The 15,718-nt window shown below is 28.4% G+C and carries 16 protein-coding genes; 12 read left to right on the forward strand and 4 right to left on the reverse strand.

All coding sequences use genetic code 11. The features are described 5' to 3' along the window. The coding region (locus TY07_RS18895) for a helix-turn-helix domain-containing protein (RefSeq protein ID WP_042399285.1) at positions 1-151 on the forward strand (151 nt) is incomplete at its 5' end. A 104-nt stretch (positions 152-255) separates the two neighbouring features. Beyond that, the gene (locus tag TY07_RS10475) at positions 256-1,164 is read left to right on the forward strand and encodes an ROK family protein (protein ID WP_042399288.1); all 909 of its coding nucleotides are present in this window, start codon (positions 256-258) and stop codon (positions 1,162-1,164) included. Positions 1,165-1,245: 81 nt separating this feature from the next. Here TY07_RS10475 and TY07_RS10480 read toward each other — a convergent pair whose 3' ends face one another. Then, the gene (locus TY07_RS10480; protein ID WP_042399291.1) at positions 1,246-2,115 is read right to left on the reverse strand and encodes a LysR family transcriptional regulator; all 870 of its coding nucleotides are present in this window, start codon (positions 2,113-2,115) and stop codon (positions 1,246-1,248) included. 196 nt (positions 2,116-2,311) lie between these two features. On the opposite strand from TY07_RS10480, the gene lpdD reads away from it, so the two are divergent. From lpdD to TY07_RS10495, 3 genes are read left to right on the forward strand one after another with little or no spacing between them, the layout of a single operon-like run. Then, entirely contained in the window at positions 2,312-2,683 is a 372-nt protein-coding gene (lpdD, locus tag TY07_RS10485; RefSeq protein WP_042399294.1) for a prenylated flavin chaperone LpdD, read from the forward strand. After that, on the forward strand, positions 2,680-3,249 hold the full coding sequence (locus TY07_RS10490; RefSeq protein ID WP_042399296.1) for a UbiX family flavin prenyltransferase: 570 nt from the start codon (positions 2,680-2,682) through the stop codon (positions 3,247-3,249). The genes lpdD and TY07_RS10490 overlap by 4 nt, the downstream gene beginning before the upstream one ends. Beyond that, entirely contained in the window at positions 3,242-4,723 is a 1,482-nt protein-coding gene (locus tag TY07_RS10495; RefSeq protein ID WP_198133993.1) for a UbiD family decarboxylase, read from the forward strand. The genes TY07_RS10490 and TY07_RS10495 overlap by 8 nt, the downstream gene beginning before the upstream one ends. Positions 4,724-4,768: 45 nt before the next feature. Here the strand turns inward: TY07_RS10495 and TY07_RS10500 are convergent, their stop codons facing one another. Beyond that, the gene (locus TY07_RS10500) at positions 4,769-5,107 is read right to left on the reverse strand and encodes a TIGR04076 family protein (RefSeq protein ID WP_042399301.1); all 339 of its coding nucleotides are present in this window, start codon (positions 5,105-5,107) and stop codon (positions 4,769-4,771) included. A 130-nt stretch (positions 5,108-5,237) separates the two neighbouring features. Between TY07_RS10500 and TY07_RS10505 the strand changes: the two genes are divergently transcribed. After that, positions 5,238-5,579 (forward strand): winged helix-turn-helix transcriptional regulator, encoded by a 342-nt coding sequence (locus TY07_RS10505; protein ID WP_042399303.1) that lies wholly within the window; start codon positions 5,238-5,240, stop codon positions 5,577-5,579. A 295-nt stretch (positions 5,580-5,874) separates the two neighbouring features. Then, positions 5,875-6,714: a hypothetical protein gene (locus TY07_RS10510; protein ID WP_042399305.1), complete on the forward strand. Its 840-nt coding sequence runs from the start codon at positions 5,875-5,877 to the stop codon at positions 6,712-6,714. Between the two features lie 208 nt (positions 6,715-6,922). On the opposite strand, the gene TY07_RS10515 is transcribed toward TY07_RS10510, so the two are convergent. Both TY07_RS10515 and TY07_RS10520 read right to left on the reverse strand, forming a co-directional pair. Then, positions 6,923-8,335, reverse strand: coding sequence for a subtype B tannase (locus tag TY07_RS10515; RefSeq protein WP_042399308.1), 1,413 nt, complete (start codon positions 8,333-8,335; stop codon positions 6,923-6,925). A 122-nt stretch (positions 8,336-8,457) separates the two neighbouring features. Further along, positions 8,458-9,306, reverse strand: a complete 849-nt coding sequence (locus tag TY07_RS10520; RefSeq protein ID WP_042399311.1) for a PHP domain-containing protein — start codon at positions 9,304-9,306, stop codon at positions 8,458-8,460. A 149-nt stretch (positions 9,307-9,455) separates the two neighbouring features. Between TY07_RS10520 and TY07_RS10525 the strand changes: the two genes are divergently transcribed. The 5 genes from TY07_RS10525 to TY07_RS10545 all read left to right on the forward strand — a co-directional run bounded on the left by TY07_RS10525 (position 9,456) and on the right by TY07_RS10545 (position 15,506). Further along, positions 9,456-10,415: an AraC family transcriptional regulator gene (locus TY07_RS10525; RefSeq protein ID WP_042399315.1), complete on the forward strand. Its 960-nt coding sequence runs from the start codon at positions 9,456-9,458 to the stop codon at positions 10,413-10,415. A 158-nt stretch (positions 10,416-10,573) separates the two neighbouring features. Next, positions 10,574-11,989 (forward strand): rhamnulokinase, encoded by a 1,416-nt coding sequence (rhaB, locus tag TY07_RS10530; protein ID WP_042399318.1) that lies wholly within the window; start codon positions 10,574-10,576, stop codon positions 11,987-11,989. Between the two features lies 1 nt (position 11,990). After that, a complete protein-coding gene (gene rhaA, locus TY07_RS10535) occupies positions 11,991-13,247 on the forward strand; it encodes an L-rhamnose isomerase (protein ID WP_042399320.1) in 1,257 nt (418 codons plus the stop codon). Between the two features lie 105 nt (positions 13,248-13,352). Continuing rightward, positions 13,353-14,171, forward strand: a complete 819-nt coding sequence (gene rhaD, locus TY07_RS10540) for a rhamnulose-1-phosphate aldolase (protein ID WP_042399324.1) — start codon at positions 13,353-13,355, stop codon at positions 14,169-14,171. A 189-nt stretch (positions 14,172-14,360) separates the two neighbouring features. Further along, the gene (locus TY07_RS10545; protein ID WP_042399326.1) at positions 14,361-15,506 is read left to right on the forward strand and encodes an iron-containing alcohol dehydrogenase; all 1,146 of its coding nucleotides are present in this window, start codon (positions 14,361-14,363) and stop codon (positions 15,504-15,506) included. Positions 15,507-15,718: the final 212 nt, after the last annotated feature.

Here is a 15,718-nt window from a genome sequence, read left to right on the forward strand (position 1 = left end):
TAAGGCGAGTGCTCTTTTGTTAAATACTAATTTTACTGTAACTGATATATCATATATGGTAGGGTACGATAATAAGGAACACTTTATTAGAACTTTTAAAAAGAATTTTGGAGTCTCTCCAACTCAGCATAGAAAGGGTATTAAAAATTAAAAAAAATCAATTATTTTGAATAATAATAACAATTGGAAGTTAATTTAATATAAGTTAAAATGTAAGTAGAAGTTTTTAAAGTAGAGTGTGAGGGGGAAGTATTTATGGGAAATAAATATTTAGTTTTAGATATTGGTGGAAGTTCAATTAAATATGCGTTAATGACTGAGTGTGTTGAATTTTTAGAAAAAGGAAAAGTTGCAACACCACAAGATTCTATTGAAAGTTTTGTAAACGTTATTGGTGATTTATATGATAAATATAAAGATAAAATAGAGGGAATAGCAATAAGTATGCCTGGTTTAATAGACAGTAAAAATGGTTATGCAAGAACAGGCGGATGGCTTAGATATAATGATGATAAATATATAGTTAAAATACTTCAAGAAAGATGTCCAACTAAGATTACAATTCAAAATGATGCGAAATCAGCAGCTTTAGCAGAGGTATGGAAAGGGAGTTTAAAGGAGTATAATGATGGAATTGTAGTTGTTTTAGGCACAGGAGTGGGAGGAGCAGTAGTAAAAGATAGGAAAATACTTAATGGAAAGCACTTCTTTGCAGGTGAATTTAGTTATATATGGACAGATACTACATTTGCAATAGATAGTACTGATAACATGTGGGGATATGTTAATGGTGCATCAGCTTTAAATGGAGCAGTTGCAATGGCTAAAAACTTAGCTAAAGAAGAAGTTGATGGTTTTAAGGTTTTTGAACTTGTTAACTCTGGAGATAAGGAAGCTATAGATGTGTTAGATAAATTTACATATCAATTAGCAGCTCAACTGTATAACTTACATTGTGTTTTAGATACTGAAGTTATAGCTATCGGTGGAGGAATTAGTGAACAAGATATATTAATAGAATATATTCAAAAAAATATTGAAAAGATATTTGATAAAGTTCCATTTGACATTCCAAGAGTTAAAGTGGTTAGATGTAAATTTAGAAATGATGCTAATTTAATTGGAGCATTATATAATTTTTTAGGATTAGAGGACAAGCAATAGTAAAAAAACTTCCTCCGGAGAAAGTTTATGAAATGAACTCTCGCCGGAGGTAAATTCATTTTATAGAGAGAAATAAATTCATTATTTGCTTAAATAGTCTTTAAAATTTTTTTCAATTTTAGATAATTTCTTATCCTTTAAATGAACTAAGCATAAATTACTATGTATTTTTTCTTTCAACAAAACAACAGAAATATTTTTCTTATCAAAACATTCTACAGTTTTTCTCATAAGTGGAGAAATACCCATGCCAGCAGAAACAAGACCTATAATATTTTCTATCCTACTATTAAAACAAACAACATTAGGCTCAAATGAAGCTTTCATACATTCACTTACAAAGAAATCATAAACACCAGAATTCTTTCCTAAGGAAATAAAACTTTCATTTGATAATTCAGAAATAGAAACATACTTCCTTTTTGAAAGGGGATGAGATTTAGGAACAATTAACACAAGTTCATCTTGAGCTAAAGGAGTAATATCTAAGTTCGAATAATCTAATGTGTCACTTCTTAAAAATGCAAAGTCTATTTTTTGAGAGAATAATAAATTTAATATATCAGCGTGCTCTCCTTCATGGAAAGTAAGTTGTAAATCAGTAACTGTATTTTTAAAACTTCCAATAAGTTTTGCAATATTATATTGATTTATTACTGGAATATATCCAATAGATAATTTAGGGAATGAAGAGGTAAATTTATTTAAATCAAGTATTAGTTCATCATAATTACTAACTATATTTATAGCATATTTTTTTAATGAAATACCTGCATCTGTTAACTTAACATGGCGAGTACATCTTTCAAAAAGTACACAATTAAGTTCACTTTCTAATTTTTTTATATGTTTAGATAATGAAGATTGAGATATACATAATTCTTCAGCAGCCAAAGAAAAGCTATTATATTTTTCTACACTTAAGAAGTATTTTAAGCTTTCTATATTCATAAGTTTATCACCGTCATTTCTGAAATATATTAATATTATATCACGATAATTATTAAGGAATGGACATATATTTCGAATTTATTCCAAAATGGAATAAATGTATATTAATTAAAGAATTGTTCATTAAGATAGTGTTAAATATAATTTGAGTATATAGTAGTAACTTTAAAAAACTTTGAGAAATAGGGAAAATTATATGATAAAAATAGAACGTTGTTATAAAAATATAAATATAAAATTAGAGGCAATATTCGTAGGTGATGATTTGTGTGCAGTAGTAACAGGAGGGGATAAGCCTCATGTTGGAGCAATATCTGTGTATTCAAAAGAAGAGGGAATAAAAACAATTTCTTTGAAAAATCATAAGGATTATATTATTGGAGAGATTTTTATAAACAGTATAAAAGATAGTTTTAATGGAAATATATCTGTGAGCTGTGGGATACATATAGATAATATATCAAAAGAGCAGATAGAAGATGTCTATGAATGTTGTAATAAAATTTTCCAAGAATCAAAGGTGGAACTTTATAAAGTTACTACTAATTTAAATGAGGTGGAAAAATGAATTTAGTTATAGGAGTTACTGGAGCAACTGGCACTGTATATGCAGTTAGGTTACTTGAATATTTAAAAGACATAGAAGAAATAAAAACTCACTTAATAATGAGTAAATGGGCAATTAATAATTTAGAAGTTGAAACAGATTATTCATTAGATTATGTTTATGATTTAGCTGACTTTATACATAATAATGATGAGTTAGGAGCTTGTGTTGCGAGCGGTTCTTTTTTAACCGATGGAATGATTATTCTTCCTTGTAGTATGAAGACACTAAGCAGTATAAGTAATGGATTTTCAACTACATTAATAGATAGGGCTGCAGATGTAATGATTAAGGAAGGAAGAAAATTAGTTATTTCACCTAGAGAAACACCTTTAAGTTCAATACATTTAGAAAATATGCTAAAACTTTCAAAGTTAGGGGTTAGAATAGTGCCACCAATGCCAGGATTTTATTCAAATCCTAAATCTTTAGATGATATTATAAATCATCATATTATGAAAATATTAGATCAATTTAATATAAATATAAGAAATGATTTAAGATGGAAGGTAAATGAGTATGAATAAAGTAGAAATTAATGATTTAAGAAGTGCTATTGAATACTTAAAAGATATTAAAGGACAATTAGTTAAAAGTGATGTTGAAGTAAATCCACATGGTGAACTTGCAGGGGTATATAGATATGTTGGTGCTGGAGGAACTGTAAGGAGACCAACAAAGATAGGGCCAGCTATGATTTTTAATAATATTAAAGGTCATAAAGACGCTAAAGTTATAATCGGTCTTTTAGCTAGTAGAGAAAGAGTTGGTATGCTTTTAGGTTGTGAATCTAAAAAGTTAGGTTTTTTATTGAATGAAGCAGTAAAGAATCCAATAAATCCAATTATAATAGAAAATGAAAATGCACCGTGTCAAGAGGTTGTACATTATGCAACAGATGAAGATTTTGATATAAGAAAAATATTACCTGCACCTACTAATACAGAAGAGGATGCTGGACCATATATAACTTTAGGAATGTGTTATGCAAGAGATCCTGAAACTGGAGAAGGGGATGTTACAATTCATCGCTTATGTTTACAAGGTAAGGATGAATTATCAATGTTCTTTACACCTGGGGTAAGACATTTAGATGCATTTAGAAAAAAGGCGGAGGAAAGTGGACAACCTTTACCAATATCTATTAGTATAGGTGTTGATCCTGCAATTGAAATAGCATCATGTTTTGAACCACCAACTACACCAATTGGATTTAATGAATTATCTATAGCTGGAGCAATAAGAAAGAAACCAGTTGAAATGGTAAAATGTTTAACTGTTGATGAAGCTGCAATTGCAAGAGCTGAATATGTAATTGAAGGTGAGTTAGTACCTAATAAGAGAGTAAGAGAGGATATGAATACAAACACTGGAAAGGCAATGCCTGAGTTTCCAGGTTACACAGGTGAAGCTGCTAAAGAATTACCTGTAATTAGAGTAAAAGCTATAACTCATAGAAAAAATCCAATAATGCAAACTTGTATAGGACCAAGTGAAGAGCATGTTAATATGGCTGGGATTCCAACAGAAGCAAGTATAATTCAAATGGTTGAAAAAGCAATGCCAGGTAGACTTGTAAATGTATATGCTCATCCAGCAGGTGGTGGAAAATATATGGCTATATTACAAATTAAAAAGAGTATGGCTAGTGATCAAGGTAGAGAAAGACAAGCGGCATTATTGGCATTATCAGCATTTTCAGAATTAAAAACTGTAATATTAGTTGATGAAGATGTAGATCCATTTGATAGTAATGATGTTTTATGGGCATTAAATACTAGATATCAAGGGGATATTGATACAATATTTATTCCAGGAGTAAGATGTCATCCTTTAGATCCTTCACAAAGTCCCGAATATAGTTGGACTATTAGAGATAGGGGGATAGCGTGCAAAACTATATTTGATTGTACTGTACCTTATGAATTAAAAGATAAATTTAAGAGAGCTAAATTTACTGAAGTGGATTTAGAGAAGTTTAAAATAGAAGATTATAAATAATAGTCAATAAGAGACATCAAAATAACTTTTGATGTCTCTATTAAATTATTTAATAGGTTCGTAGTTAATTTTAGATTGTTCATTAGTTGATTCAATTTTAAAAATTACTGGGCGAATACCGTCATTACAGGAGCAAATTGCTATTCCCTTTTGATCTATCCAATCTTCATAATAAAATTTGTCACAGCCATGAGATATAGCAAAAACATATTGATACATAGCTTTCCAAGCTTCATCACATAATCCTTCAGGTTTTGAATAATCTCCATAAAATATATCTCCTACTTTATGCATAGGACATTTTCCAAGATTCTTGCAACCATATTGTTTTGCTAAATCTTCATGGAATGTTGTTTTAAGAACTTCAATTTTACACTTTTTCATAAAATTCCATCTCCTTTAACTATCTTTTACGAATATGAGTATATGTGGTATTTTATATTTAAACAAGTATGCACTTTTAGGTAAAGTACACACCTTTGGGTTAGTATTAAATTTTTAAGAGGGTGAAAAAATGAGTATGAAGGACTTGGAAAATTCAGATTTAACAGATATTAAGTCTACTCCTTTTGGATATACGCTTTCAATTATAGGTGGAAAATGGAAGATGATAATAATGTTTTGGTTGGTGGAGTATGAAGTATTAAGATATGGGGAACTGAAGAGGTGTATAGGGCAAATAAGTGATAAAATATTAAATAATCAATTAAAAGAATTAGAGAAGGATGGAATTATTATTAGAAAAGAATATCCTCAAATTCCCCCAAGGGTAGAATATAGACTTTCAAAACGTGGTTTATCTTTAATGCCCATTTTAGAAGAGATGTGTAAATGGGGAGAAGTCAATAAAATTTAAATTTATTTAAGTAATTTTAGTATTTAAAGTATATAAGAATACATAATTTTAACTTTAGGTATTCTTAAAATAATTTTTGTTTTGATACTATGTTATACATCAAAATAAATAGCTAAAGATAAAACTACTAATAAGTTTTAGTAATATTTTTGAATTTGAAAGATGTAACTAACTATTAAGTGTTTACATATAATACAAGTAGAATTTAGGATATTAGTAGTTTATTTAAATAATTAATTTGGTATTTTAGTTTGTGAAGCTTTATGTATGACAATAAATATGGGGTAAACTATATATGGGGTGTAAGAGAGCGAAAAATAAGAAGGATAAAGAGCAAATTAAGAACATATCTAAGAGCGATGAATTTCAATTATCATTATTAAATCTGCAAGTAAAGATAATTTTAATATATATGATATCCAATATATTTCTTTTCGGTGGTACACTTCAGAGTATAAATATAAGTTGTAATAAAAAAGCTTCAGATAGTAATCCCAATATATTATTAATTGAAGGGCAATATTTAGCCTTAATTGCAAGTATATTAATTTCTTATGTAGATTTTAGCAGATATAATGAACTAAATGAAAGATATAAAAAAGGAGAGATAAATAAGTCATTAGAACCAGAAGCTTTAATAAAGCAAGCATCTATACTTACAATCATACTATATGAATTGAATGTAGTTGTATTCGTGGAAATATATAAAGTTAGTCTTGTTATAGATAGTTCTAAATGTGATAAAAAACATATAGATAGATTATATTTACAAGCAGCATGTTTTATAATGAGGTTTTATGGTGACTATTTTTTGTTAAGTGCTACATTAAAAAGTATTAATTTAATAAAAAGCAAATACGATAAAAGAATAGACAAAATTGAAAATCCTGATGTAGATGCAGTAATTGCAGCAGAAATTTATGTTATACAAAGGGGAGTACTTTATGATATTAGTTGTAATGAATTAGAAGATTTAATGAATAGCAGTGATGAGTTTGAAAAGGAGTTATTACTTTTACCTAAACAAATTTTAGTAGTTGCAAATATATTTGGAGTTGTAGCAAATATAATTTCTTTAATTGGATTTATTAAATTATATAATAGGAATTCTAATGAACCTATTTTTGGTAGATAAAAGTAGATTATTTTTAAGGATTTTTACAGATGCATTATTAGAAGGTGCATTTTTTATAATGTAAATCTAGGGATATAAGGTATACAAAGATGTATTATGATAAAAGTAGATATATGTATTTTTAATAATAAGTATATCTACTTTTATTATTTTAAGACTACTGATATAAGAGCAAAAAAGAATACTTTATATTTGATTATAATAATTTTTAGTTTGATACTATGTTATCTATCCAAGCAAATAATTCATCTAAATCATAATCACCTGAATGAGGAATTCCCCATGGAAGATCATAATCTACATTAACTCCATTCATTTCTAAAGTTACTGCTAAAATAGCTGATATTGCAAGTGAAGTATCACGGTCAATAGCACCATGACGAATTCTGAAATTTTTAGCTGTAGTACAAGAATTATCTGAAATATAATTCATCGGATTCATTAATTTAATTTGAGCTTCCTCAGATAATTCACCATTTACAATTGAATGATTTTTGCTAAACTCAGTAAAATGACGATATTGAATTTCGGGTGTACCAAATAATTCGTTTTCAGGTGTACCCATTGATATATTATCAAAAGCAGGTGTATCTTTCATTCTAGTACGGAACTTTATAAATTTATCAAAGTCTACATCAGTTACTTCGTTGTTTACTATAGTAATCCACTTCAAATCTGATAAGCTCTTTCCTTTATTTAATTCTTTTTGAGCTGATTTAATAACAAAAGATTTAATATAATCTTTAAAAGTTCCATTTCCTTCAGAATCAATTGTTAGTAATGTACCATTTGATGATTTTAAATTCAATTTATTTAAGTATTCAGGGAATAAAGATTTTAATTCCTTAGAAAGTTCTATTTGTAATTCATTCATTTCACCACTTATAGGTACAAGTTTGGGTTTTGGAGATCCTTCAATTCTTTCAAATTTCATTTTATGATAGTCGTTTATTCCACAAAACTCCCATTCGTAGGCCTTATCTGCATTTTCAAGATTTGTAATTGGACAATAACAAGATGCTGCAAAAATATCATCTCTTTCATCAGCTGCTCCCAATTCTTTTAAATATGATTCATAGTCAGGATGGTTTCCTGTTGAACCAAGAAGTGCAGATAAGGCTCCACCAGCACTAGTACCATTAGAAATTATTTTCTCTACATTACCAGGAATAATGTCTTTATTATGACGAAGGTAACGTACAGCGGCTTTTAAATCAACAATGCATGCTGGAGCAGTTCCGGTAAATTTACCATTTTTATCTTTTAATCCCCTACCACGAGCACCAGGAGAAACTACGATATATCCGTGTAAAAGTGCATAAAAAGTAGCATTGGGCTTGTTAATAAATTTGTTGATACCAGGCTTTTCAGGAGCTCCTGGCATATAGCCACCTACTGTATTTGGGAAGAAGATTGGTGCAGTGTTTAAATTATAGTTTCCTATTGAATTTCCTTCATAATAAGTTTCAGGTACAAATATGCTTAGTTTTTGAAAGTTAGTATCTATTGGATTATTAACATATATTATGTTTTCAAATGCACGATATTTTAGTGTTTTCTCATCTAAAGTTATTGTTTCTATAGTATATTTTTTATCATTAAATTTTAAATCGTAATTCATTTTATGGCTCCTTTCAATAATATTCTTTTATATAATTTTAAGATTATTATGGGAAAGTAAGCAATTCAATTTGTAAAATGTATATATTCCAATTAGGAATATATACATTTATAATAAATTTATTATCTTTTTAAACTATCAATTAAAGAGTAAGGAATTTTAAGGTCACCTTCTCCAAATCCAATTTCAATATTACCCCTATTAGCACCGTGATAATCAGTTCCACCACTAGAATATAACTGATACTTCCATACTAAATAGTCCAAAAGTCTTCTATCATCATCAGTATAAGAAGGATAGTACCTTTCAATTCCATCTAACCCTAAAGAAACTAAATATTTAATATTATCTTCAATTTCTTCAAAACTGAAACCTTCTAAACCAATTCTTTTATTAAAGTGAGCTAAATAAGACTTTCCGCCAGCCTCATGAATCATTTTAATAGCTTCATCTACAGTGATTAACTCATCATTTCCATAAGGAATTGGATCTAAATATATATCCCAAACTTTTTGAGGTTCAGTACAAATATTATTTTCAAGAATATATCTGTAAATATCATATCTAGATAAATATTCATCGTATTTCACTTTATGTAAATAGTTAATATCTATAGACAATCCATGATTGTTTTCTATATGCTTAAGTATTTTTGGAACACTTTTTTCTCTTGCTTTTTTCATTTTATTATAGCTATTTAAAAAGTACTCATTATGTATATCAATTCCTAAACCAAGTATATGAAGTAGTCTACCATCCTTATATAATGCACTAATTTCAATTCCATTAATTAATTCAATATTACTATCTTCTGCAGCAATTTTAGCTTCTTTTAAACCTGCAATACTATCATGATCAGTTAATGAAATTGCTTTTAATTTATTTTTCTTTGCTGCTTTTATCACATCTGTTGGACTACAGCTACCATCTGAAATATATGAATGTGTGTGTAAATCAATTAAATTCTCCATAAAAATACCCTCCAATGATATATATTATAACATTTTAATAAGTTAAATATAAGTTCAGAGTGCAATTATAGTAGTAGATCAAATAGGTAAAAGATATGTCCAAATTACTAAATTAATCTTATAATTAACTTATAAGGAGATTAGTGATTATGAGAAAAGATATAATAGATAAATTAATGGAATTAACGCAAGAAGAGAAAGAAATATTAGAAGGAAAACATAGCATTGATCAAAGTATATATACAGATGATAAACAATTTATCATAGATAGTAAAAAAATATTGGCAGATGGACAACTCATAAATATAAGAAAACATACGAGGTTTATAGAGTTCCCTGCACATAAGCATAACTATATTGAATTTAATTATGTCTATAAAGGTAAACTTACGGAAGTAATACATAATAAAAAAATAGAACTTCAAGAAGGCGAAATAATTTTTTTAAACAAAGATATAACTCATGCAATAGAAAAAAGTTCTGAGGATGATATTATAATTAATTTCATAATAAGACCGGAATTTTTTGATTTTATTCTTAACTTATCAGAAAGTGATAACATTATATTTAACTTTTTATTAAAGTCATTATATTTAAATAAAAATAGTAAAGGTGAATATCTTTATTTTAAAGTTTCTAATGAAAATAATATACAAGAGACTTTAGAAAAGATAATTATAGAAATTTATGAACCCACTATGATGAGTAGCACAACTATAAAATTATTAGTTGGACTATTAATTGTAGAATTAATTAAAAAGCCTAATAATATAGAAGTTTATTCAGAAGATAATTATGATAATTTAATTATAATTGAAGTTTTAAAGTATATAGATAATAATTATTCTACTGCAACTTTATTTGAAATATCTGAAATAGTGAATCAGCCACATTATAAAATAAGTAAGTTAGTAAAAAAGCATACTAATATGACATTTAAAGAATTGTTACAAGAAAAAAGGCTTAATAAAGCAAAGCAATTACTAAATGAAACAGATATTTCTATTGTAGAGATAATATCTTTAGTTGGTTATGAAAATCTTACTTATTTTTATAAAATATTTAAAGAAAAATATGGTTATACCCCAAAAGATTTTAGAAAATCATAAATTATTGTTATAAGGTGATTTTACTATGTATATTTATATTTGAGGAAAAATACATTTGCAAATAAGGATAATAAATTAGACAACCTTGGTTATTAAAGCCAAGGTTGTTTTTATTTATAATTTAATCATAGTAAACGTTTTGCAAGGGAGGAGAAATGATGAGCTATTACTTAGCCATTGATATGGGGGCTTCTAGTGGGAGGCATATATTAGGAAGTATAGAAGATGGAAAGATAAAGTTAGAAGAAATATATAGATTTGAAAATGGAATTAGCAAAATAGGAGATGAATATTGTTGGGATATTCAAGGACTCTTTAATGAAATAAAGAAAGGTATTAAAAAGTGCAAAGAGATTGGAAAAGTGCCAAAAACCATAGGCATAGATACGTGGGCAGTAGATTTTGTTTTATTAGATGAAAATGATGAGATGCTAGGAAATGCCGTTGCCTATAGAGATGATAGGACTGAGGGATATATGGAAAAAGCATTTCAAGTTATTCCGCAAGATATGTTGTATTTATACACAGGAATACAATTCCAAAGATTTAATACATTATATCAGCTATTAGCAATTAAGGATAAAAATCCAGAATACTTAAAAAAGGCAAAAACATTTTTAATGATTCCTGATTATTTAAATTTTTTACTTACAGGTAAAAAAGCTAATGAATATACAAATGCAACATCTACACAGTTAGTAAATTCTTTTGATAGAACTTGGGATAAAAATATTTTAAAGGAATATGGAATCAATGAGGAAATGTTCCAAGAAATAAAAATGCCAAAGACAAGTTTAGGAAAGTTAAGAAAAGAATTAGTTGATGAATTTGGATTTGATATGGAGGTTATACTTCCAGCAACTCATGATACTGGATCAGCATTTATATCTTCAGTATGTAATGATTCAGATAGTATTTATGTAAGTTCTGGTACATGGTCATTAATTGGCGTAGAGAATAGATTCCCGATTTGTGTACCACAAGCTATGGATTATAACTTTACAAATGAAGGTGGAATTGATTATAGATTTAGATTTTTAAAAAATATTATGGGGCTTTGGGTAATACAAGAGGTAAGGAGAAATTTAAATAATGAGTTTTCTTTTGCTGACTTAGTAGTACTAGCTGAAGAGCACAATTATTTTAAATCAATAGTTAATGTTGATGATGATAGATTTTTAAAACCCGACAATATGATTGAAGAAATTCAAAACTATTGTAAAGAAACTAATCAAGATATTCCAACAAAAGTTGGAGAAATAGCAGTTTGTGTATTTAATAGTTTAGGACATAGTTACAAAAGTGCAGTGGCAAATCTTGAGGATATATTTGAAAAAGAATTTAAGAGAATAAATATATTTGGAGGAGGATGCCAAAATAATTTATTAAATCAAGTAGTTGCAGATGTTACTGGAAAAGAAGTTTTAGCAGGACCAGTAGAGGCAACTGCAATAGGAAATCTTGTAGCTCAATTAATAAGTGTTGGTGAGTTAAAGGATTTAGGACAAGCTAGGCAAGTAATAAAAGAATCATTTGATATAAATATATTTAAACCAAATAAAGGAGAAGTTTAAGATGAATGTTAAAGAAAGATATGAATTAGCTAAAGAGCAATATGAAAAATGGGGAATAAATGTAGATAAAGTTTTAGAAGAACTTAATAAAGTGAAAATTTCAGTTCATTGTTGGCAAGGAGATGACGTTAAAGGATTTGAAGTAGTTCAAAATGCTTTATCTGGAGGAATTCAATGTAATGGAAATTACCCTGGAGCAGCAAGAAGTGCAGAAGAGTTAAGAGCTGATTTAGATAAAGCATTAAGTTTAATTCCAGGTAAGCATAAAGTAAATTTACATGCTATTTATTTAGAAAGTAATGGAGAGTTTGTTGAAAGAGATGAAATAAAACCAGAACATTTTGAAAACTGGGTTAACTGGGCAAAAGAAAGAGGGCTAGGATTAGATTTTAATCCAACGATATTCTCACATCCAAAAGCAGCAGATGGATTAACATTATCACATCCAGATAAAGAAATAAGAGATTTCTGGATAAGACATGCTATTGCATCTAGAAAAATTGGTGAATACTTTGGAAAAGAATTGGGGCAAACTTGCTTAACTAATCTTTGGATTCCAGATGGATATAAGGATATTCCAAGTGATAGATTAGGGCCGAGAGCAAGACTTAAAGATTCTTTAGAGCAAATATATGCAGTTAAAACAAATAAAGATTATAACTTAGATTGTGTTGAATCAAAAGTATTTGGTATAGGTGCAGAAAGTTATACAGTAGGTTCAAATGAGTTTTATCTAAACTTTGCAGCAAGAAATGGAATTATGTCATTAATGGATACGGGACATTATCATCCAACAGAAGTTGTTTCTGATAAATTATCATCAATGTTACTATTTGATGAAAAGGTTGCTCTTCATGTAAGTAGACCAGTTAGATGGGATAGTGATCATGTAGTTGTTTATGATGATGAGTTAAAGGAAATTGCTAAAGAAATAGTAAGAAATGATGCATTAGATAGAGTAATTATTGGACTTGATTTCTTTGATGCAAGTATTAATAGAATAGCAGCTTGGACAATTGGTACAAGAAATATGATTAAGGCATTATTAAATGCAATGTTAACTCCAAATGAATTGTTAAGAAAGCTTCAAGATGAAGGTAACTTTACTGAAAGATTAGCCTTAATGGAAGAATTTAAAACATATCCAATGGGAGATATATGGAATTACTACTGTGAAAAGAATAATGTACCAGTAGGTGAATCTTGGATAGAAGATGTTAAAAGATATGAAGAAGAAGTGTTATCAAAGAGAAATTAATTATAAGTAATAATAAAAGAAGAGTTTATATTAGGTATCAAAATAATACCATAATAGAGTTTTGATATCTAATATACAAAATTTATTGAATAAGAGGTAATGAAAATGAGTATGCAAGATATGAAATTTGTACAAAACTTTATGAAAATGACTAATGATGCTTGGCTTAAAGGATGGCATGAAAGAAATGGTGGAAATATTTCTTATAGATTAACTTCTGAAAATGTAGAATCAATTAAGAATATTATTGATGAAAATAGAGATTATTCACCAATAGGGGTTACAGTTAAAAATTTAGCTAATGAATATTTCTTAGTAACTGGAAGTGGAAAGTTTATAAGAAATGTAGCTGTTGATTTAGAGGCTAATGTAGGAATAGTTAAAATTGATGAAAAAGGTGAAAACTATAAAGTTGTTTGGGGATTAGTTAATGGTGCTAAACCGACTAGCGAATTACCATCTCATTTAATGAGTCACTCTGTTAAATTCGAAGCAACTAATGGGAAGCATAGAGTGATAATGCATTCACATGCGACAAATTTAATTGCTTTAACATTTGTATTACCTCTTGATGGAGCTGTATTTACAAGAGAATTATGGGAAATGGCAACCGAATGTCCAGTAGTATTCCCATCAGGAGTAGGAATAGTTCCTTGGATGGTTCCAGGTGGAGCTGAAATTGCTGAAGCAACAAGTGAATTAATGAAGAAGCATGACGTAGTTATTTGGGCACATCATGGAGTGTTCTGTTCAGGTGAGGATTTAGATTTGACATTTGGACTTATGGATACAGTTGAGAAGTCTGCTGAAATACTTGTAAAAGTTCTATCAATGGGCGGAAAGAGACAAACTATAAGCTCAGATAATTTTAGAGATTTAGCAAGAGATTTTAATGTTACTATTTCAGAAGAATATTTAAAGTAATTAATTAAGTTAAGGATTAAAGGGTAAAGCGAAAAGTTGAGGTAAATTGTATTTTTCTTAAGTATTTCTGAAACTAATGTGGTATTAAAAATAGAAATTCAGGTTTTACTCTTTAATTTATATATTAATAAAGAATATACGAAAAATTTATAAGTTATATAGAAAAAATTAGAGTAAGGAGAGGATATTATGGCAATATATTATGTACCATCTATTAATTTAATGGGAGCTGGATGTTTAAATGATTTAGGAGCAACAGTTAATGATTTAGGATTTAAGAAAGCTTTTGTTGTTACTGATAATTTCCTAATGAGTAATGGAGTAGCAAATAAAGTATTAAATGTTTTAGAGGGAGCAGGAATAGCTTATGAAGTATACTCAGAAGTAGTTCCAAATCCAACTTGTAAAAATGTTCATGATGGATTAGAAAGATTAAAAGGAACTGATTGTGATTTCTTAGTATCAATTGGTGGAGGATCACCACAAGATACAGCTAAGGCTATAGGAATCTTAGCAACTAATGGTGGACATATTAAAGAATATGAAGGAGTTAATCTTTCTAAAAATAAGTCATTACCAATAGTAGCTGTAAATACTACAGCAGGTACTTCAAGTGAAGTTACTATAAACTATGTTGTAACTGATGAAGAAAGACATGTAAAAATGGTTATGGTAGATAAAAATTCATTAGCTACAGTAACTGTTAATGACCCAGAGCTTATGGTTGAAAAACCAGCATCACTTACAGCAGCAACAGGAATGGATGCTTTAACTCATGCTATCGAAACAATAGTTACACCAGGAGCTTATCCAGTATCTGATGCAACAGCATTAGCAGCAGTTAAAATAATATTTGATTATTTACCAAGAGCTGTTGAAAATGGACATGACATTGAAGCTAGAGAACAAATGGTATATGCAGTATTCCTAGGTGGAATTGCATTTAGTAATGCTGGTTTAGGAAATGTACATGCTATGGCCCATCAATTAGGTGGAATTTATAATCTGCCACATGGTGTTTGCAATGCAATGTTACTTCCATATGTTGAAGAGGAAAATGCAAAGTATGTACCAGAAAAGTTTGTTTCAATTGCAAATGTACTTGGATATGATGTTGAAGGTAAATCAGCTCAAGAATGTGCAGCCTTTGTTGTAGATTCAATGAAGGAATTAGCTAAGAAAGTTGGAATCCCAGCTACTTTAGGTGAACTTGGAGTTAATGATGTAGACTTTGATCTTTTAGCTGAAAATGCAATGAAAGATATTTGTGCTCCAGGAAATCCAGTAGAATTTACTAAGGAACAAATTATTGAATTATATAAGAAAATTGTTTAAGAATTAAGACATCTTCATTAATGTTAAAATGAATTTTTTACCACACTAAAATAAAAATGAACTACTATTACACATGTGATGATAGTAGTTCATTTTTTTTATAAAATGTACGCAATACATATGGAAAGTTATATTAAATAAAAATATAAATAATCTAAATATATTAATTTTATTGCTTATTTTAAAAGTGATGTAATAGTGTGGATTTAGTC

The sequence above is a fragment of the Clostridium saudiense genome, assembly GCF_000577815.1.
Lineage (GTDB): Bacteria > Bacillota > Clostridia > Clostridiales > Clostridiaceae > Clostridium > Clostridium saudiense.